Genomic DNA, 19983 nt, shown 5'->3' on the forward strand with positions numbered 1-19983 from the left:
CGACCACCCGGGCTCCGTGGGCGAGCCGGTAGCGCAGCCCGTCCGTGGGCGGCAGCTCGGCGCTGCCGTCGGCGAGGTCCTCCGCCGACTCGACGGCCAGGCCGCCCAGGCTCGTCGGGGGCGTACGTCGCAGGGTCTCCATGGCACGGGCGATCTCGGACAGGTCGGTCACCCGCACCGACAGCTGGTCGGTCGCGTGCAGCCCGTGCGCGTGGGCCAGGTCGTCGAGGATGTCGACCAGCCCCCGACCTTCGGCCTTCGCCTTCGCGGCGAGCTCGCACAGGAGCAGCAGTGCCGAGACGCCGTCCTTGTCCTTCACGTGCTCGGGGTCGACGCAGTACCCCAGCGCCTCCTCGTAGCCGAACGCGAGCCCCTCGACCCGGCTGATCCACTTGAAGCCGGTGAGGGTCTCGGCGTACGGCTGGCCGAAGGCGGCCGCCTGCTTTCCGAGCAGCGAGGACGACACGATCGACGCGGCGTAGGTGCCCTGCTTCCCTGACGACAACAGGTGGTGCGCCAGCAACGCACCGACCTCGTCACCGCGCAGCATCCGCCAGCCATGCGGGCCGGGGACCGCCGCGGCACACCGGTCCGCGTCCGGGTCGTTCGCCACGACCAGGTCGGCATCGATCTTCTCCGCGAGCGCCATCGCAAGGTCCATCGCGCCCGGTTCCTCGGGGTTCGGGAACGCCACCGTCGGGAACTCCGGGTCGGGGTGCTCCTGTTGCTCGACGACCGCCGGTGCTGCGAACCCGGCCGTCTCCAGCACCTGCAGCACGGAGGTGCCGCCGACTCCGTGGAGCGGCGTGTAGACGGTGCGCAGGTCGCGCGGCCCGTCGACGGCGAGGTCGGCCACGGTGTCGAGGTAGCGGTCCACGATCTCGTCACCCAGCACCCTGCCGCTGCGGCCGCGTGGGATGTCGGCGACCGCACCGATCGCGGCGATCCGGGCGGCGATGTCGGCGTCCGCAGGCGGGACGATCTGGCTGCCGTCGCCGAGGTAGACCTTGTAGCCGTTGTCCCTCGGGGGGTTGTGACTGGCGGTCACCATCACGCCCGCCACGCAGCCGAGCTCGCGGATCGCGAACGCCAGGATCGGCGTGGGCAGCGGCCGGGGCAGGATCAGCGCAGAGAAGCCGGCCCCCGTCATCACCTCCGCGGTGTCGCGTGCGAACACGTCGGAGTTGTGGCGTGCGTCGTACCCGATGACGACCGGGCTGCCCGAACGCGCTCCCTCCGCCGCGAGGTACGCCGCCAGGCCCGCGGCCGCGCGCAGCACGACGACCCGGTTCATCCGGTTGGAGCCGGCTCCGAGCTCGCCGCGGAGTCCCGCGGTGCCGAACTCGAGCGTGCCGTCGAACCGGTCGGCCAGGTCCGCGAGGTCACCGCCCGCCTCGACGTCCGCGATGACCCGCTCCAGCTCGGCCCGCGTCTCGGGGTCGGGATCGTCCGCGAGCCAGGCCCGGGCGCGGTCGAGCAGGGAGGTCGTCTCGGCATGACTCATGGCACGTCACCGTAGACCCCGCCATCATGGAGCGCATGGGTGACCGACCGGTGGGGGAGCTGATCGAGGAGCTGGCTGCGCGGCTGGGTCGGCCTGAGTTCACGCGCGTGTGCGTGGCGCTGATGGAGGGTGCTCCGCGCGAGGACCACCTCGAGGCTCTGCCGGGGCTCACGGGCCACGACTGGTCGGAGGGGGAGCCGGTGCGCGACGAGCAGAGCTGGCACGACTACTGGTTGCGGACGTGGGGTGCTCGTGGGCTGCTCCACGTCTGGGACGACGCAGCGACCGGGGCGGTCGTGGCCGGACTGTCCGACGAGCACTGGCGCCCCGCGGAGATGTGCCTCAAGGTCACCGCCCGGCACGAGGTCGCCGGCGCCGGAGACGGGGCCGCGGCCCTCGCCGACCACGAGCTGCCACGGGTGCGCGCCGCCGCGATGCGCGCCCTGGCGGTGGCTGGGGACACCGAGCACGTCGACGTCGTGGCGGACGCGGTGGACGACCCGGACCCCGCCGTCCGGAAGGCGGCTGCCCGGGCGCTGGAGCAGCTGCGGCAACGGCTGGACATCTCATGAGTCGCCGCTACACGTTCAGCCACCACTGGGTGGTCCCCGCGCCAGCCGATCGGGTGCAGCAGGTGCTCGCGGACCTCGAGCACTACCCGGACTGGTGGCCCCAGATCCGCGCGGTCGCCAAGATCGACGACGACAACGCCCGGGTGGTCTGCCGCTCGGTGCTGCCCTACGACATCGACCTCCTGCTCACGGCCATCCGACGGGAACCGCTGGGGCTCGAGACGATCCTGTCAGGCGACCTGGAGGGGACCGCCCGCTGGCGGCTGCACCCTGACGGGGACATGACCCGGCTGGACTACGAGCAGGACGTGCTCGTGACCGGCCGGCTGCTCGGCCTGCTGTCGGTCGCGCTCCGCCGACCGCTCGCCTGGAACCACGACAAGATGATGGCCGGGTGCCGCGACGGACTGGCAGCGTACGTGCGGGCCGACCCGTCGGGAGACGTCTCCTAGTCCTCCCGGTCGATCCGCGCGACCCACGGCATCCCGCGCTCGTCGAGCAGCTCGGCGAGCCGACGCCAGGCGGGCGAGGACCCGAGCGAGTGCTCGTCGAGCACGGCCGCGACCTGCTTGTCGAAGACCTGGTCCTCGTCGTTCTGGTGCAGCTGCGCCTGCTCATCCTCGTCGAGAGTGGCGAACGCGGCGGCCATCTCGTCAGCCAGTCGGACCAGTCGCGGGTCGTCGGGGTGCCAGTCGTGGGCCTCGTCGAAGGCTTGGTAGAACTCGAGGTAGCCCGGGTAGGAGAGCGCGTCGCGCTTCGACGCGATCCACTGTGGCACGTGCTCGGGGGCGTGGGCCGAGATCAGGATCCAGCCGTCCCGCTCGAGCTCGATCATCCGCTCCGAGAGGCCGAGCTCGCGCATCTGCGTCAGGTAGGCGACCACCTCCTCGGGCAGCGCCAGACCGTCGCCCCCCACCAGCGCCGCGACCCGCGCGCGCCGTTGCTGGAGCTGGCGCACGTCGGCCTGGAGCCGGACGTCGATCTCGGCGACCGCGTCCGCGAACTCGTCCTTGTCCGCGGCCAGTAGCTCGCCGACCCGGGCCAGCGGTACGCCGGCCTCGGCCAGGGTCTTGATCCGGATCAGCGCCACGACGTCGTCAGGAACGTAGCGTCGGTAGCCGGAGTGGTCGCGTTCGGGCTCGGGAAGCAGGCCGCGCTCGTGGTAGTGACGGACGGCGCGGACCGTGACCCCGGCCATTCGCGCGACTTCGCTGATAGTGAGCACGCGGTCTCCTGTCAGGTGGTCGGGTCACGGTCGTAGATCCGCCTCGAGCCAAGGTAGCCACCGAGCCCGACCACGGCGCACCAGCCCAGGGCGACCCAGCCGTCGGTGCCTGCGCCGGTGCCGTCCAGAGCGCCGCGGAGCGCCTCGATCACGGGTGTGAACGGCTGGTACTCCGCGAACCAGGCCAGCCCGGTGGGAAGCGTCTCGGTGGGGACGAAGCCGCTGCTCAGGAACGGCAGCAGCACCAGGATCATCGGGCTGTTGCTGGCCGTCTCGACGCTCTTGGCGCCGATGCCGAGCATCACGCTGAGCCAGGTCAGGGCCAGCGAGACCGCGACCACCAACCCGGCGGCGACGAGCAGGTCACCGGCGGAGCCGCCGGTACGGTAACCGAGGGCGATCGCCACCAGGAGCACGGCGCCGAATGCGACCACGGACTGGACGAGCGCGCCCACCACGTGGCCGCTGAGCACCGAGACCCGCGCGATCGGCATCGTCTTGAACCGGGCGATGATCCCCTCGGTCATGTCCATCGCGATCGAGATCGCGGTCGAGGTGGCGACGCTGGCCAATGCCATCACGAGCACGCCGGGAACGACGTAGCGGAGGTACTCCGACCGTCCGCCCTCCACGCCACCCAGGCCCGCGCCCAGGGTCTCGCCGAAGACGAAGACGAACAGCAGCAGGAAGACCAGCGGCATCCCGACCACGATCACTGTCAGCGACGGGTAGCGGACCAACCTGCGGAGGCTGCGGCGCGACATCGTGACGCTGTCGCGCACGGCGAGGTCGAGTGGGGTGCTCATCGGGTGGCCTCCTGGCGGTCGGTGGTGGTGGTCGTGCTCGTGGTGGTCGTGCGCGTGGCGGTCGTGGTGGCGGCGTGACCCGTGAGGGCCAGGAACACGTCGTCGAGGTCGGGGGTGTGGACACCGAACGTGACCACGTCAACGGCCTCGATCCGAGTGAGCAGCGAGCGGACCTGGGACACCCGCCCGTCGTACGGCACGGTGACGGTCAACGTGACCGGGTCGACCGTGGCCTCGTCGCCGAGGGCGCTCGCGGCCGTGGCCAGGTCGCCGGCCGACCCGAGCCGCACCTCGAGGTGGCCGCCCGGCACCAGCCGCTTCAGCTCCTCCGACGTACCGCTGGCGACGAGCTGCCCGTCGTCGAGCACCGCGATCCGGTCGGCGAGGTGGTCGGCCTCGTCGAGGTACTGGGTCGTCAGGAAGACGGTGACGCCCTCGGCGACCTGTTCGCGCACCAGGTCCCAGAGCGCTCGGCGACTGCGGGGGTCGAGCCCGGTCGTCGGTTCGTCGAGGAAGATCAGCCGCGGCCGCGCGAGCAGTGTCATGGCGACGTCGAGCCGACGTCTCATGCCGCCGGAGTACGTCGACGCCGGCCGGTCCGCGGCGTCGCCGAGGTCGAACCGGCCGAGGAGCTCGTCGACCCTGGTCCTCCCCTCGGCGCGCGAGAGGTGGACCAGGTCGGCCATCAGCTGGAGGTTCTCACGGCCGGTGAACAGACCGTCCAGGGCGGAGTACTGACCAGTCATTCCGATCTGCTCCCGGACCCGTTCGGGCTCCGCGACGACGTCGTGGCCGAGCACGCGGACCGAGCCCGCGTCGGGGCCGATCAGCGTCGAGGCGACGTTGACGAGCGTGGTCTTGCCGGCGCCGTTGGGTCCGAGCAGCGCGACGACGGACCCGGTCGGTGCCTCCAGGTCGATGCCGCGCAGCACCGGGTGGTCGCCGTAGGCCTTGTGGAGGCCGTCGATCTCGAGAGCGAGTGAGTGCGTCATGCCCCCCACGGTGAAGGGTTGACGCTGCGTCAAGGTCAAGCCCGGATCAGCCGAGTGTGGCGGACACCACGTCGTACACGAGCCGCGGGCGTAACCCGCCGGGCGTCCAGGCCCTCGCGTAGCCGTGCGGCTCAGATCCTCCCGACGATCTCGGCCAGCAGTCCGCCCATCCGGGCGGCCGCCGTCCGGCCTGCCTCGAGCACTTCCTCGTGGTTGAGGGGCTCACCGGAGATGCCGGCGGCCAGGTTGGTGACCAGGCTGATGCCGAGCACCTCCATGCCCGCTTCACGCGCCGCGATCGCCTCGAGCGTCGTACTCATGCCGACGAGCGTCCCCCCGATCGCGCGGACCATGCCGATCTCGGCGGGGGTCTCGTAGTGCGGCCCGGGGAACTGGACGTAGACCCCCTCGTCGAGGCTCGGATCGACCTCGCGGCACAGCGCGCGGAGCCGACTGGAGTAGAGGTCGGTGAGGTCCACGAAGTTCGCGCCCTCGATCGGGGAGGTGGCCGTGAGGTTGATGTGGTCGGCGATCAGCACCGGGGTGCCGGGCGACCAGGTCTCCTTCAGACCGCCGCAGCCGTTGGTGAGGACGATCGCCCGGCAGCCGGCGGCCGCCGCCGTACGAACCGGGTGCACGACTGCGGCGACACCCTTGCCCTCGTAGAAGTGGGTCCGGCTCAGGAACACCAGCAGCTGCTTGTCGCCTGAGGTGATGCTGCGGATCTTGCCGCTGTGCCCCGCCACGCCGGCGGCGTGGAAGCCGGGCAGGTCGGTGGTGCTGATCTCCGCGGTCGCCTCGCCGAGCGCGTCGACCGCCGGCAGCCACCCCGAGCCCAGGACCAGGGCGAGGTCGTGGCGCTCGACGCCGGTGAGTCGGGCCAGGGTGTCCGCGGCCTCACGGGCCGGCTGCTGCGTGTCAGTCACCACGGCATCCTAGGGATCTCGCGGCGCTGCCCGGGAGCACGACGGGTCTCTCCGCAGCTCACAGCCCCGTCGAGCGGCAGGGGCGCCGTCGGAGCGCCGCGACGTAGTCGGCCGGGGCGTCGGCGGCCTCGGCGGCATCGGCCAGCACGCCGAGGTACGACGCGGAGGGGAGCCCGCCTTCGTACGCGTCGAGCACGTAGGTCCACACCAGCAGCTCACCGGTCAGGGTCGACACCCGCACCTTGGTCTTGCGGTACAACCCGAGGTCCGCACCCTCCCAGCCGTCCAGCGAGGCCTCGTCCTCACGCGTGATGTCGTAGACGGCCACGAAGACCTGCTCGATCGGGTCCTCCACGATCGTCGACAGCGCGCCGTCCCAGCCGTGCTCCTCGCCACCGAACGTCAGGCGCCAGCCGGTCAGCCAGCCGGTGGTGCGCAACGGGGAGTGGGGACACCGCTCGCCCATCCTGGCGGGATCCAGGTTGGTCCCGTAGGCGGCGTAGAGAGTCACGGGGTGCAGGGTATCGAGGCGGTTCCCCATTCGCCCGCCTCACGCCCGGGTCACTAGGGTGGTGCCGTGAGCGACAACCACTTCGATGTCCTGGTCCTCGGTGCCGGCCCTGGTGGGTACGTCGCCGCGATCCGAGCCGCACAGCTGGGCAAGCGGGTCGCGGTCGTCGAGGAGAAGTACTGGGGTGGCGTGTGCCTCAACGTCGGGTGCATCCCGTCCAAGGCACTGCTCAAGAACGCCGAGCTGGCCCACACCCTGGCCCACGAGCGCGAGACGTTCGGTATCGAGGGCGAGGCCACGATGCGGTTCGACGTCGCCCACACGCGCAGCCGTCAGGTGAGTGACCGCATCGTCAAGGGTGTCCACTTCCTCATGAAGAAGAACAAGGTCACCGAGATCCACGGGTGGGGCACGCTCACGAGCAACACCGGGATCGACGTCAAGGACGCGGACGGCAACACCACGGGCTACACCTTCGACCACCTGATCCTTGCGACCGGTGCCACGGTCCGGATGCTGCCCGGCATGCAGGTCAGCCAGAACGTCGTCACCTACGAGGAGCAGATCCTCGACGCGGAGCTCCCGTCGAGCGTCGTCATCGGTGGCTCGGGCGCGATCGGCGTCGAGTTCGCCTACGTCATGAAGAACTTCGGCGTCGACGTCACGATCGTCGAGTTCCTCGACCGGATGGTCCCCACCGAGGATGCCGACGTCTCCAAGGAGCTGCTCAAGCACTACAAGAAGCTCGGCGTCAACGTGCTCCTCAAGACCAAGGTGGAGAACGTCGAGGACACCGGCTCGGGCGTCCGGGTGACGGTATCCCCGGCTGACGGGGGAGAGGCGCAGGTGATCGAGGCCGACAAGATGCTGGCTGCCTTCGGCTTCGCCCCGCGGATCGAGGGTTACGGGCTCGAGGCGACCGGCGTCCAGACCACCGAGCGCGGTGCGGTGGCGGCCGACGAGTACGGCCGCACCAACGTCGAGAACGTGTACGCCATCGGCGACTGCACCGGGAAGATGATGCTCGCCCACGTGGCGGAGGCGCAGGGCATCGTCGCCGCCGAGACCATCGCCGGCGCGGAGACGATGCCGGTCGACGTCGACATGGTGCCGCGTGCGACGTACTGCCAGCCCCAGATCGGCTCGTTCGGCTACAGCGAGGCCCAGGCGAAGGAGAAGGGGTACGACGTCAAGACCGCCACCTTCCCGTTCTCGGCCAACGGCAAGGCGATGGGCCTCGGCCACGCAGTCGGCTTCGTGAAGGTGGTGGCCGACGCGCAGTACAACGAGATCCTCGGCGCGCACATGATCGGTCCCGACGTCACCGAGCTGCTCCCCGCACTGACGCTGGCGCAGAAGTGGGACCTGACCGCCGACGAGGTCGGGCGCAACGTGTTCGCCCACCCGACCCTGACCGAGGCGGTCAAGGAGGCGATCCACGGGATCGCCGGCCACATGATCAACCTGTGACGCCGAAGAGTTCCACGTGACCGAGCGCGTCGTCATCATCGGGGCCGGTCCCGGCGGCTACGAGGCCGCCCACGTGGCCGCCCAGCTCGGAGCCGATGTCACACTCGTCTACTCCGACGGCGTCGGCGGTTCGGCGGTCCTCACCGACTGCGTGCCGAGCAAAACCCTGATCGCGACGGCCGAGGTGATGACCGAGCTGCGTGAGGCCTCCGAGCTCGGCGTGCGCTTCGAGGACCAGGAGGGGGACGCGGCCACCACCGTCAACGTCGACCTGGCCCGGGTCAACGAGCGGGTCAAGCAGCTCGCGACCGACCAGTCGAGCGACATCCAGGCCAGGCTCGAGCGCGACGGCGTGACCCTGCTATGCGGCCACGGCACGCTGGCGGGCCCCGACTCGGTCGAGGTCGAGCTCGCGTCCGGTGGTGAGAAGCTGCTGCGGGCGGATGCCGTGCTGGTGGCGACCGGCGCCTCGCCCCGCACCCTGGCGGGCGCCCAGCCCGACGGTGAGCGGATCCTCACCTGGGAGCAGGTCTACGACCTCACCGACGTGCCCGAGCACCTGGTCGTCGTCGGGTCGGGGGTCACCGGTGCGGAGTTCGCCTCCGCGTACCTCGCGCTCGGCATCGAGGTCACGCTGGTCTCCTCGCGGGACCGGGTGCTGCCGGGCGAGGACGCCGACGCCGCAGCCGTGCTCGAGGAGGTCCTCACCCGGCGCGGGATGAACGTGCTGTCGAAGTCCCGGATGGAGTCCGTGTCGCGCGACGGCGACCTGGTCACCGTCACCCTCACCGATGGTCGCAGCGTGCAAGGCTCCCACTGCATCCTGGCGCTCGGTTCGATCCCGAACACCGGCGACCTCGGCCTCGAGGAGGCCGGGGTCAATCTCAACGAGGGCGGGTTCATCAGCGTCGACCGGGTCTCCCGCACCTCGGCCCGGGGTGTCTACGCCGCCGGGGACTGCACCGGCGTGCTGATGCTCGCCTCGGTCGCCGCGATGCAGGGGCGAATCGCGATGTGGCACTTCCTCGGTGACGCCGTGCACCCGCTCGACCTGCGCAAGGTGTCCTCCAACGTCTTCACCGCGCCCGAGATCGCGACGGTCGGCTGGTCACAGCAGGCGGTCGACGCCGGCGAGATCGACGCCGAGGTCGTGATGCTGCCGCTGTCGGGCAACCCCCGCGCCAAGATGCAGGGCGTCCACGACGGCTTCGTGAAGCTCTTCTGCCGGCCCGGCGCCGGCATCGTCGTCGGCGGCGTCGTGGTCGCTCCTCGCGCGAGCGAGCTGATCCACCCGGTCTCGATCGCGGTCGCCGAGTCGCTGACGGCCGACCAGCTGGCCCAGGTGTTCACGGTCTACCCGTCGATGACCGGGTCGATCGCCGAGGCAGCGCGCCGGTTGCATCGGGTCTGACGACGGTTCTGATACGGCGCGGTCCGAATCTCGCCACCCCGATGACGTCGTCGTGTCACGGCGCGTGACACAACGACGTTCCTGTTCGCCCGAGAATCGGTCCAGTCCGTTCCAGAACCGGATGGCCCCGATGTCGGGGGTTTGCCCAGCGTGTGAGGATGTCCCACATGTCTCGGGGGATCCGCTTCACCGCGCTCACTGTCGCCGCCCTGCTCGTCATGGCACCCGCCGGGCCGGCCTCGGCCGACGACGCGTACGACGTGCCGGACGACGCCACCGTCACCATCACGGGTGACGGCAGCGGTCATGGTCGAGGCATGTCCCAGTACGGCGCCTACTCCGCCGCGCGCAAGGGCGTGGGGTACGGCGCCATCCTCAAGACGTACTACCCGAAGACCCGCTGGAAGCAGGCGAAGGGCTCGATCGAGGTCGCGGTCACACGCGACGACGACAACAACCTGGTCGTCGGTCACCACCGCAGGCTGACGGTGCGCAGCCTTCGCTCGGGCCGGACGTGGCACGCCGACGCGCGCCGCGCCACCCGCTGGCGTGTCACCCGCAAGCCGACCGGGGTCAACCAGGTCGCGTACTTCAACGGGCGCTGGCGGGCCTGGAAGACGGTGCGCGGCAACGTGCAGCTCGCGGCCGGCGGCCGACCGCTGACCCTGTTCACGCCGCGCGGGAAGGTCCGCTACCGCGGATCGCTCCGGTCGGCGGTCGACGACTCCGGAGATCGGGTCACCGTCAACGTGCTCCCTCTCGAGCAGTACCTGCGCGGGGTCGTGCCGTCCGAGATGCGAGCCTCCACCTGGCCGCAGCACGCGCTGCGCGCTCAGGCCGTCGCCTCACGCACGTACGCCGCGTGGCGCCGCAACCGACCGCTCGACCGGGCCTACGACATCTGCGACACCGCGCTGTGCCAGGTGTACGGCGGGGCGTCGGCGGAGTACTCGACCTCGGACAAGGCGGTGTGGGCCACCGCACGCGAGATCCTCACCTTCCGCCGCAAACCGGCCTTCACGGAGTACTCGGCCAGCAACGGTGGCCACACCGTGTCCGGCGGCAAGCCGTACCTGCCGGCCAAGAAGGATCCCTACGAAGGAACCTCGGCCGACTACTACGGCTGGACCGTGCAGGTCACCTCGCAGCAGATGGAGGCGGAGTACGACTACGACGACCTCGCCTCGATCGCGATCGAGGAGCGTGACGGGCTCGGCCCGCGCGGCGGCCGGGTCCTCCAGGTCCGGGTCACGGCTGAGTCGGGCTTCACCGACACCATCACTGGCGAGGACTTCCGCCGCGACTGGGGTCTGCCGTCCACCCTGTTCACCATCACCCAGGTGCGCTGACGACCTACCATCGGCGGGTGCGCTCCCTCCTGGCATCCGGCTGCGCCGTCGCCGTCGCTCTGGCCCTGACCCCGCTGTCGGCCGCGCCCGCGGCCGCCGCGCAGCGTTGGGATGTGCCGAAGAGCGCGTCGATCACGATCAAGGGGCACGGCTACGGGCACGGTCGGGGGATGTCGCAGTACGGCGCCGAGGGTGCCGCGCGGCAGGGCCTGGGCTACCGGCAGATCGCGTCGTTCTACTACCCGGGCACATCGTGGGGTCGCGCGCGCGGCCGGATCAGGGTGCTGCTGACCGCCGACACCACCGACGACCTGATCGTCCGCGCCCGCAGCGGCCTGCAGATCCGCGACGAGGGAGCCGGCACGACCGACGCGCTGCCCGACAACGGTGCCACCCGGTGGCGGGTGATCCGGGCGAAGGGGACGTTCCGCGTGAGCTTCCTGCGCCAGCGGTGGCGGCGCTGGCGGGTGCTGGAGGGACGTGGGACCTTTTTGGCGGGCGGCGAACCGATGACGCTGGTGACGCCGACCGGTGACCGGCCCTACCGAGGCCGGCTGACCGCCGTCCAGCCACCCGGCAGCAGTGGTCTGGTCACCGTGAACGTCCTGCCGCTCGAGGCCTACCTGCGCGGCGTGGTCCCGCTGGAGATCCCCGCCTTGTGGAGCCGGGCAGCCGTACGGGCTCAGGCCGTGGCGGCTCGCACCTATGCGGCGTACGAACGCGCCCATCCCCGATCGGCCGCTTACGACATCTGCGACACCTGGTCCTGCCAGGTGTACGGCGGCGCCGCAGCCGAGCACCCGAACTCCGACGCCGCGATCGCGGCGACAAAGCGGCGGGTCCTGCAGCACGGCGGTGAGCCGGCGTTCACCCAGTTCGGCTCCAGCAGCGGTGGCTGGACCGTCGCCGGTGGGGTCACGTACCTGCCTGCGAAGGCGGACCCGTACGACGGCTGGTCGGGCAACCCGAACCACGACTGGAAGCTCACCGTGACCGACCGGCGCCTCGAGTCGGCGTTCCCGTCCCTGAGCAACCTGCGACGGATCGTCGTGGTGTCTCGCGACGGCAACGGTCAGTGGGGCGGACGGGTCGACCGGCTGCGCCTCGTCGGCTCGAGAGACCGGGTGACCGTCTCCGGCGACGCGATGCGCTCCGCGCTGGGCCTCAAGTCGACCTGGGTGACGTTCCGGGTTCGCTGAGCGACCGCCCTCGGCGAGAAGGGAAATTCCTTCGCGTTTGCACGGACAAGGCGTGTGATAGGGACTACGGTGTCCCCACCCGTAACACCCCCCGTCCGACCCCCCGTCGTAGGGAGCCCCCTATGAGCCACGATCAAGCCTCGGCCGAGGCCGCTGCCGTGACGCACACCTCGCACTCGATCCGCGTCGTGACCGCCGCCGTCCTGTCGGTGATGGCCGCCGGGCTGCTGCTCGCCACCCGGTGGGCCTGGGTGTCCGACAGCTCGCTCGCGACCGCCGTGGCGGTCGTCGTCTGGGGCTACGCCATGCTCGCCGCGATCCCGCTGGTCGTCGTCATGCGACGCCTGGACCGCGGTGTGACCGGGCTGGACGTCGAGCCGGAGGGCACCGGCGCGGTGGTCTACCAGTTCCCGACCGTGCACGCGAAGGTCAGCTGACCCGATCGCTCACCTCTCGCGCGCCTCGGGCGCCTCGGGGGCGCGGGACGTCATTCGAATCGTGCGCTCCGGAGCCGGTTCGGATGACGTCCCGAGGTGCTCCAGATCTCTGGGCGACGAGGGTCACGAGACACGACAGATATCGATTGACAATCGATAGGTAATGGCCGATAGTCGGTGCATGCTGACGACGCGACAGGTGGTGCTGCTGCTGCGAGTGCTGTTGGTGACGGCCTTCGTGGCGGTCCTGGTGCTGCAGTTCTTGAGCGTGCCGGGAACGCTGGACTACCGCGCCGAGGTCAACCCGGACCTGGAGTGGCGTCGCTGGGTGCTCCTCGGAGTCCTGGAGCTGGAGCTCGTGGGCGCCCAGGTCGTGATCGTGTGCACCTGGATGCTGCTCGGCATGGTCCAGCAGGACCGGATCTTCAGCGACGACGCGCTGCGATGGGTCGACGGCATGATCGCCGCACTCGGGGTCGGCTGGCTCGCCTGGGCGGCCCTGTCGCTGGCGATCGTGCTCGACGCCGACGACCCCGGGATGCCGCTGATGCTGGCCATCATGTTGCTCGCCGGCGCGGTCTTCATCCTGATCCTGCTCGTGATGCGTGCCCTGCTGCGTAAGGCGACCACCCTGCACACGGACCTGGAGGGGGTGATCTGAGTGCCGATCGTCGTCCGGATCGACGTCGAGCTCGCCAAGCGCAAGCTGAGCGTGGGGGAGTTCGCGGAGCAGGTCGGCCTCACCCCCGCCAACGTCGCGGTGCTCAAGAACGGTCGCGCGAAGGCGGTGCGGTTCAGCACGCTGGAGAACATGTGCCGGGTGCTCGACTGTCAGCCCGGCGACCTGCTCGAGTGGGTCGAGGAGTGACCCGGGCACCGAGAGGGCGGCCTCAGGGACGCCCAGGAGATCTCCCCGAACCGGCCGGTCGCACATGTGCCACGACTCCGATCCATGGCACGGTGACCTCGTGATCAAGACGCAGGACCTGACGAAGCGGTTCGGGCGCGTCACGGCGCTGGAGTCGCTGTCGGTCGACGTCGAGCCCGGCATCACCGGGCTCGTGGGCGCGAACGGCGCAGGCAAGTCGACCCTGCTCAAGATCCTGCTCGGGCTGATCCCGGCCACCGAGGGGTCGGCGCAGGTGCTCGATCTCGACGTCCGCAGCGACGGCCCGGCGATCCGTGAGCTGGTCGGCTACATGCCCGAGCACGACTGCCTGCCGCCGGACGTCTCGGCGACGGAGTTCGTCGTGCACATGGCTCGGATGTCCGGGCTGCCGCAGACCGCCGCACGGGAGCGGACCGCCGACATCCTGCGCCACGTCGGCCTCTACGAGGAGCGCTACCGGCCGATGGGCGGCTACTCCACCGGCATGCGGCAGCGGGTGAAGCTGGCCCAGGCGCTGGTCCACGACCCAGGACTGGTGATGCTCGACGAGCCGACCAACGGGCTCGACCCGGCCGGCCGCGACGACATGCTCGACCTGATCCATCGGATCGGCACCGAGTTCGGGATCTCGGTCATCGTGACCTCACACCTGCTCGGCGAGCTGGAGCGCGTGTCCGACGGAATCGTCGTGATCGACGGCGGCCGGCTGCTTCGGCACTCGACCACCGCGTCGGTCACCGAGCAGACGCCGGTCGTGGCGGTCGAGGTGGACGGCGACCCGGCCGCGCTCGTCGCCCGGCTGGGAGACCGAGGCGTCGGCGTGCAGCTGCACGGGGGACTGCTGCACGTCGACGTGGCCGACGCCTCGACGTACGACGCAGTGCGCGACGCAGTCGCCGAGCTCGGTCTCGGGCTGGTGCGGATGGAGCGGCAGCGGCACCGGATGACCGAGATCTTCACCGAGGGGAGCGCGGCCCATGTCTGACCAGCAGACCGCACCTACCGGCGCGATCCACGACATCGGCTACCGGCACTACGACGGGCCGCGGCTGGGTACGTCGTACATCCAACGCTCGCTCTTCGTCGACACGCTGCGCGGTGGCTTCGGACTGGGGCGCTCGGCCCGCTCGAAGGTGATGCCGTTCCTGCTGCTGGCGGTGCTGGTGCTCCCATCCCTGGTGATGGGCATCGTGACCAGCTACTTCGGGCTCGAGACGCTGCCGGTCGGATACACGGAGTACGTCTTCTCCTTCCAGGTCGCGGTCGCGGTGTTCCTCGGCTCGCAGGCGCCGGCCGCGATGTCCCGCGATCTGCGGTTCCGGATCGCCCCGCTCTACTTCTCGCGGCCGTTGAGTCGTCAGCAGTACGTGCAGGCCAAGTACGCCGGGATGGCGAGTGCGCTGTTCGTCATCACCGCGCTGCCCCTCACGCTGCTGCTGGCCGGGGCACTGCTGGCCGAGCTTCCGCTCTCCGAACAGCTGCCCGACTACCTGCGCTCGCTGGCCGGTGCGGCCGTGCTCTCCCTCGTGCTCGCCGGGATCGGCCTCCTGGTCGCCGCCATGACGCCGCGCCGGGGGCTGGGAGTCGCGGCAGTGGTCGGGGTGCTGCTGGTGCTGTCGGGCATCCAGGCGACGGTCCGCGGCCTCGCCGAGGAGTTCGGCAACAACACCTTCGCCGGCTACGCCGGGTTGATCTCGCCGTTCTCACTGGTCGACGGCGTGGTGACCACCGTGTTCCGCGGCGACTCCGTCATGGGCACGCCGCCCGCCGGCGCGGTGATGGCGTTCGTGTACTGCCTGGTGACGATCGCGATCGTCGTCGTCTGCTACGTCGCCCTGGTGGCCCGGTACCGGAAGGCCCTGTCATGAGCACCCTGGACCTGACCCAGGTCTCGCGCTGGTACGGCAACGTGGTCGCCGTCAACGACGTCACGATGCAGCTCGGTCCCGGCGTGACCGGCCTGCTCGGGCCCAACGGTGCGGGCAAGTCGACGCTGATCAACATGATGGCGGGGTTCCTGGCGCCGTCCGCCGGCACGGTCACGCTCGACGACCGGCCCCTCTTCCGCGACCCCGAGATCTACCGCGAGGTCGGACTGGTTCCCGAGCGCGAGGAGATGTACGACGCCGTCACCGGCTGGGCCTTCGTCCTGGCGAACGCCAAGCTCCACAAGCTGCCCGAGCCGGACGTGGCGGCACGTCGCGCCATCGCCACGGTGGAGATGGCCGACGCCCAGGACCGTGACATCCGCACCTACTCCAAGGGCATGAAGCAGCGGATCAAGATGGCGACCGCGATCGTCCACGACCCGACCGTGCTGCTGCTCGACGAGCCGTTCAACGGCATGGACCCGCGGCAGCGGCTGCACCTCATGGACCTGCTCCACCAGCTCGGCGACGAGGGCCGCACCATCCTCTTCAGCTCCCACATCCTCGAGGAGGTCGAGCAGATCGCCGGCCGGATCGAGGTCATGGTGGCCGGGCGCCACGCCGCCTCGGGCGACTTCCGCGAGATCCGTCGACTCATGACGCAGCGGCCGCACCAGTACACGATCCGCTCCTCCGACAACCGCGCGCTGGCATCGGCGGTGATCGCGGAGCCGAGCACGTCCGGTGTCGAGCTGATCGCCGACGGCGCCGACGGCACCGCGGTGTTCGTGCAGGCCACCGACTTCTCGGCATTCGTGCACGCGCTGCCGCAGGTCGCTGCGCGCCACGACATCCGGCTGCTCGAGGTCCATCCGGCCGACGAGTCGCTCGAGTCCGTCTTCTCCTACCTGGTGGCCCGATGAGGATGAGTCAGTGACCGACGTGATCAACCCGACCATCGCCCGGCTCACGGCCAGAAGCCTGCTGGGGCGCAAGCGCACGCTGCTGCTGATGCTGCTCCCGCTCGCGCTGCTGGGGCTCTGCACCCTGGCCCGCGTGCTCGCCGGGCTCGACGCCGGGATCGCCGAGGAGCTCGATCGCGGACTCTCCGCGGACCTGCTCGGCTCGTTCGGGATCGCGATCATGATGCCCCTGCTCGGCCTGATCGCCGGCACCGGCTCGATCGGACCCGAGATCGACGAGGGCTCGATCGTCTACCTGCTCGCCAAGCCGCTCAACCGCTACTCCATCGTGCTCACCAAGCTGCTGGTCGCGCTCGGCGTCATCACGGCGTTCGGCGTCCTCCCGATCGCGATCTGCGGCGTGGTGCTGACCGGTGAGCTGGGCTCGGTCGCGATCTCGTTCGCGGTCGGCGCCTTCGCCGCGGGAGTCGCCTACTGCGCCTTCTTCCTGATGTTGTCGGTGGTCACCAAGAACGCCGTCGTGATCGGTCTGATCTACGCCCTGATCTGGGAGTCGCTGATCGGTGGCCTGGTCCCCGGCGCCCAGGCACTGAGCATCCAGCAGTGGTCCCTGGCGGTCGTGGAGCAGGTCTTCGGCGTCGGCGCCTACCGGCTCGGCATCAGCTCCGCGGTCGGCTTCACCACCGGCGTGGTGCTGCTGCTCGTCGTCTCGATCGGCGCCACGGCGTACGCCGGGCGGCGGCTGCAGACGCTGCGCCTCAACGACGACGTCTGATTCCGGCACCCCCGGCGACCAGCCCGGCCAGTCGGTCCGGCCAGTCAGGGAGGTCCGGTGGCGGGGCCTTGGTCGCACCCGTCAGACTTCGGGGCAGGGGAGGCACTGGTGGGAGATCTCGCGGACGAGCAGGCGACCCGGCGCGTCGGGGGAGTGAGCCGACGCGCGCTGCTCGTCGCTGCCCCGCTGGCGGTCGGCGGCGCAGTCCTCGTCCCGTGGCTGATGCGGGACCGGGGTCCGGTGCGCGTGCAGCCATTGGCGTCGCAGGCGGTGCACGAGGGCTACGGGGTGTGCCAGCACGTCCACTTCCAGTCACGCGTCTACCAGCACCAGGACGCGATCATGGAGCGATACGGGCAGATGGCGGTGGCTCAGATGCGCTCGATGTACGTGCCGGACCTGCCGACCTTCGACGACGCGGTCGCCGGTGCCCGCAAGCACGGCGTGCGTTGGAACGCGACGGTGGCCACGGTAGACAGCACCCAGGCCGAGATCGAGCAGCGGATCGCGCACATGGCGGCCGACAACCCGGATGTGATCGGCTGGGTGGAGGGCGTCAACGAGCCGAACAAGGGCGACGGCTGGGTGGAGCCGTGCCTGGAGCTCCAGCGGTGGATCCACGACGCGGTCCGGTCTCACCCAGAGCTCGACCACGTCGAGCTGCTCGGCCCGTCCATGCACGACGTGCGGCTCGCGAACTCCGACGGTGAGCACTGGCGGCAGCTCGCGGACGCCGGGGTGGCCGACTACATGGACGTGTGCTCCGTGCACAGCTACCCGGGCGCCTCCACCCCGGACCACAAGCGTGAGGAGCGTGTGGGCTGGGTGTACGACGCGTTCGGCGACGACTACCCCATCAAGTTCTCCGAGTGGGGCTACACCAACACCCTGGGCCAGCCGGAGTCGGCGCGAAGCGGCGGGGCGCGGAGCATCAGTCCGCAGGCGTCCGCGGCGTACGACTGTCAGGCGGTGCTGGACTTCGCCAACCACGGCTGGGAGCTGCTGCGGTACGAGTTCCTCGACGACCCCGATCCGGACGAGCTGACCACCGAGTACAACTACGGTCTGTGGGAGGTGGAGAGCACCACCGGCGACCCCGACCTGACCTGGACCCCGAAGCCGGTCGTGAAGCCGCTGACGCACTTGCTCCGGGCGCTGCGCGACCCCGGGGAGCCCTACGAGACGACGCCGGTCACGTTGGACATCGATGCGCCCGATGAGGTGCGCAGCTGCGTGACGCAGAAGCGCGACGGGTCGACCACGGTGTGGCTGTGGCGGCACGGCGAGATCTGGGACCCGGAGCAGGAGGTCGAGCGTGACACCGACCCCGCCACAGTGAGCGTGGAGCACGCCGGCCGGACCGAGACAGTGACCGTGGGTCCGATGCCGGTGGCGATCGAGCTCGACTCCGCTTAGGGGTGAAGTGACGACGCTGCGGCCTCGGTAACGTGCGAGGCGCGGAGACGACTCTCGGGAGGAACAGTGCCCACGTCCGGAACCAGCCAGCAGCGCAGTGGCAGCCAGCGGGTCGACGTCGAGCAGGCGCTGCTCGGCGGATCGACGTACAAGGGCGTCGCCGAGCAGGAGCTGTCGGAGCGGGAGGAACGGTTCGAGCTGCGTCGGCGCACGCTCGGGTTCTTCCTGGCGCCGGCCACCACGATCGTGCTCTTCCTGCTGCCGCTCGACCTGCCGCAGACGCAGCACACGGTGGCGGCCGTCCTCGGCGGTGTCATCGTCGCCTGGATCACCGAGCCGATCCCGATCCCGGTCTCCGGGCTGCTCGGCGCCTCCATCCTGATCCTGCTCGGTGTCGGCGGCGAGGAGGGCGCCGATGCGGTGCTGGCGCCGTTCGGCTCCGGGACCATCTTCACGTTCATCGGTGCGTTCATCCTTGCGCAGTCGATGCTCAAGCACGGACTCGCGAGACGGTTCGCGTTCCGGATCCTCGCGATTCCGGGAGTGGGACAGAGCACGACCCGGGTGATCATCGCGTTCGGCGTCATCACCTGTGCGCTGTCGGCGTTCGTCTCCAACACGGCGACCGTCGCGATGCTCCTGCCCACGGCGCTCGGCATTCTCACGGTGATCGCCAACTTGGTGCAGGACAAGCGGATCGAGAACGGCGAGTCGCTCGAGGGCTTCGACCCGACCAGGCTGCGGGTCGGCTTCGCGATCATGCTCATGCTCGCGTACGGCGCGAGCGTGGGCGGTCTGCTCACACCGGTCGGCAGCCCTCCCAACCTGATCGGCCGTGAGCTGATCGAGCAGGCGACGGGTGAGGCGATCCCGTTCGCCACCTGGATGGGAATCGCGTTCCCGGTCTGCGCGCTGATGTTCGTCGCGCTCGTCGCTGTCCTGCTGCTGCTCAACAAGCCCGAGATCCGCCGGCTCACCGGCGTGACGGAGTACGTGCACGCCGAGCGGGAGCAGATGGGGGCGCTGTCTCGGGCCGAGAAGAACACGCTGGTCGCGTTCACGATCACGGTCGCGCTGTGGATCCTCCCCGGGATCGTGGCGCTGGTGGCCGGAAGCGACTCCTCGGCGTACACGACCGTCTCGACGCGTCTGGACGAGGGCGTGGTCGCGATCCTGGGCGCCAGTCTGCTCTTCATCCTCCCCACTGACTGGGGCAAGCGGGAGTTCACGCTCACCTGGGGTGACGCGGCGAGGATCGACTGGGGCACGATCGTGCTGTTCGGCAGCGGGGTCATCTTCGGAGCACTGCTCCAGGACTCGGGCCTGGCCGAGACGATCGGCAAGGGCAGCTACAACGCGCTCGGCTTCACCAGCGCAGCGGCGATCACGATCTTCGCCGTGGTGCTGGCGATCCTGGTGTCCGAGACGACCTCCAACACCGCCTCTGCTGCGGTCGTGGTGCCGATCATCCTGCCGCTCGCCGAGGCGGCCGGCGTCAATCCGCTGACGCCTGCGCTGGCAGCGACGTTCGCGGCGTCGTTCGGCTTCATGCTCCCGGTCTCGACTCCGCAGAACGCGATCGTCTACGGGTCCGGCGCGGTCCCGATCACGAAGATGATCCGGTCCGGCGTCAGCTTCGACATCATCGGGGCGATCCTGATCCTGATCTTCCTGCCGCTGCTGATCCCCGTGTTCATCTGATGAGCGGCA

21 protein-coding genes are annotated in these 19983 nt (G+C 70.2%); 15 read left to right on the forward strand and 6 right to left on the reverse strand.

What is annotated here, in order from left to right:
- Nucleotides 1-1504: phospho-sugar mutase (locus tag VFZ39_RS18545; protein ID WP_330867284.1), on the reverse strand; the 1504-nt coding region annotated here is incomplete at its 3' end.
- Between the two features lie 35 nt (nt 1505-1539).
- Between VFZ39_RS18545 and VFZ39_RS18550 the strand changes: the two genes are divergently transcribed.
- On the forward strand, nt 1540-2076 hold the full coding sequence (locus tag VFZ39_RS18550; protein WP_330867285.1) for a HEAT repeat domain-containing protein: 537 nt from the start codon (nt 1540-1542) through the stop codon (nt 2074-2076).
- Complete coding sequence (locus VFZ39_RS18555; RefSeq protein ID WP_330867286.1) at nt 2073-2528, forward strand: SRPBCC family protein; 456 nt, start codon at nt 2073-2075, stop codon at nt 2526-2528. The genes VFZ39_RS18550 and VFZ39_RS18555 overlap by 4 nt, the downstream gene beginning before the upstream one ends.
- On the opposite strand, the gene VFZ39_RS18560 is transcribed toward VFZ39_RS18555, so the two are convergent.
- The 5 genes from VFZ39_RS18560 to VFZ39_RS18580 all read right to left on the reverse strand — a co-directional run bounded on the left by VFZ39_RS18560 (nt 2525) and on the right by VFZ39_RS18580 (nt 6536).
- Nucleotides 2525-3301, reverse strand: coding sequence for a MerR family transcriptional regulator (locus VFZ39_RS18560; protein ID WP_330867287.1), 777 nt, complete (start codon nt 3299-3301; stop codon nt 2525-2527). The two genes, VFZ39_RS18555 and VFZ39_RS18560, sit on opposite strands and share 4 nt — an antisense overlap.
- Before the next feature lie 11 nt (nt 3302-3312).
- Nucleotides 3313-4107, reverse strand: coding sequence for an ABC transporter permease (locus VFZ39_RS18565; protein ID WP_330867288.1), 795 nt, complete (start codon nt 4105-4107; stop codon nt 3313-3315).
- Nucleotides 4104-5099, reverse strand: coding sequence for an ATP-binding cassette domain-containing protein (locus VFZ39_RS18570; protein ID WP_330867289.1), 996 nt, complete (start codon nt 5097-5099; stop codon nt 4104-4106). Before VFZ39_RS18570 ends, VFZ39_RS18565 begins: the two co-directional genes overlap by 4 nt.
- A gap of 131 nt (nt 5100-5230) precedes the next feature.
- Nucleotides 5231-6025, reverse strand: a complete 795-nt coding sequence (locus tag VFZ39_RS18575; RefSeq protein WP_330867290.1) for a purine-nucleoside phosphorylase — start codon at nt 6023-6025, stop codon at nt 5231-5233.
- Between the two features lie 58 nt (nt 6026-6083).
- Nucleotides 6084-6536 carry a gamma-glutamylcyclotransferase gene (locus VFZ39_RS18580; protein ID WP_330867291.1) on the reverse strand — a complete coding sequence of 151 codons (453 nt, stop codon included), beginning with the start codon at nt 6534-6536 and terminating at the stop codon, nt 6084-6086.
- A 66-nt stretch (nt 6537-6602) separates the two neighbouring features.
- Between VFZ39_RS18580 and lpdA the strand changes: the two genes are divergently transcribed.
- From lpdA to VFZ39_RS18645, 13 genes are all read left to right on the forward strand, one after another.
- On the forward strand, nt 6603-8006 hold the full coding sequence (gene lpdA / locus VFZ39_RS18585) for a dihydrolipoyl dehydrogenase (RefSeq protein WP_330867292.1): 1404 nt from the start codon (nt 6603-6605) through the stop codon (nt 8004-8006).
- A gap of 16 nt (nt 8007-8022) precedes the next feature.
- Entirely contained in the window at nt 8023-9417 is a 1395-nt protein-coding gene (locus VFZ39_RS18590; protein WP_330867293.1) for an NAD(P)H-quinone dehydrogenase, read from the forward strand.
- A 167-nt stretch (nt 9418-9584) separates the two neighbouring features.
- Nucleotides 9585-10766, forward strand: a complete 1182-nt coding sequence (locus VFZ39_RS18595) for a SpoIID/LytB domain-containing protein (RefSeq protein ID WP_330867294.1) — start codon at nt 9585-9587, stop codon at nt 10764-10766.
- Nucleotides 10767-10783: 17 nt separating this feature from the next.
- Nucleotides 10784-11965, forward strand: a complete 1182-nt coding sequence (locus VFZ39_RS18600; protein ID WP_330867295.1) for a SpoIID/LytB domain-containing protein — start codon at nt 10784-10786, stop codon at nt 11963-11965.
- Nucleotides 11966-12087: 122 nt separating this feature from the next.
- Nucleotides 12088-12402: a hypothetical protein gene (locus VFZ39_RS18605; protein WP_330867296.1), complete on the forward strand. Its 315-nt coding sequence runs from the start codon at nt 12088-12090 to the stop codon at nt 12400-12402.
- A 181-nt stretch (nt 12403-12583) separates the two neighbouring features.
- Nucleotides 12584-13063, forward strand: coding sequence for a DUF2975 domain-containing protein (locus VFZ39_RS18610; RefSeq protein WP_330867297.1), 480 nt, complete (start codon nt 12584-12586; stop codon nt 13061-13063).
- Nucleotides 13064-13270 (forward strand): helix-turn-helix transcriptional regulator, encoded by a 207-nt coding sequence (locus VFZ39_RS18615; protein ID WP_330867298.1) that lies wholly within the window; start codon nt 13064-13066, stop codon nt 13268-13270.
- A 64-nt stretch (nt 13271-13334) separates the two neighbouring features.
- Nucleotides 13335-14276 (forward strand): ABC transporter ATP-binding protein, encoded by a 942-nt coding sequence (locus VFZ39_RS18620; protein WP_414690316.1) that lies wholly within the window; start codon nt 13335-13337, stop codon nt 14274-14276.
- Nucleotides 14269-15159, forward strand: a complete 891-nt coding sequence (locus tag VFZ39_RS18625; RefSeq protein WP_330867300.1) for an ABC transporter permease subunit — start codon at nt 14269-14271, stop codon at nt 15157-15159. Before VFZ39_RS18620 ends, VFZ39_RS18625 begins: the two co-directional genes overlap by 8 nt.
- Nucleotides 15156-16082 (forward strand): ABC transporter ATP-binding protein, encoded by a 927-nt coding sequence (locus VFZ39_RS18630; protein WP_330867301.1) that lies wholly within the window; start codon nt 15156-15158, stop codon nt 16080-16082. Before VFZ39_RS18625 ends, VFZ39_RS18630 begins: the two co-directional genes overlap by 4 nt.
- 10 nt (nt 16083-16092) lie before the next feature.
- Nucleotides 16093-16857 carry an ABC transporter permease subunit gene (locus tag VFZ39_RS18635; RefSeq protein ID WP_330867302.1) on the forward strand — a complete coding sequence of 255 codons (765 nt, stop codon included), beginning with the start codon at nt 16093-16095 and terminating at the stop codon, nt 16855-16857.
- Between the two features lie 108 nt (nt 16858-16965).
- On the forward strand, nt 16966-18273 hold the full coding sequence (locus VFZ39_RS18640) for a hypothetical protein (RefSeq protein WP_330867303.1): 1308 nt from the start codon (nt 16966-16968) through the stop codon (nt 18271-18273).
- A 66-nt stretch (nt 18274-18339) separates the two neighbouring features.
- Entirely contained in the window at nt 18340-19974 is a 1635-nt protein-coding gene (locus tag VFZ39_RS18645; RefSeq protein WP_330867304.1) for a DASS family sodium-coupled anion symporter, read from the forward strand.
- Nucleotides 19975-19983 lie beyond the last annotated feature (9 nt).

It is taken from the genome of Nocardioides sp. (assembly GCF_036374615.1).
Taxonomy (GTDB): domain Bacteria; phylum Actinomycetota; class Actinomycetes; order Propionibacteriales; family Nocardioidaceae; genus Nocardioides.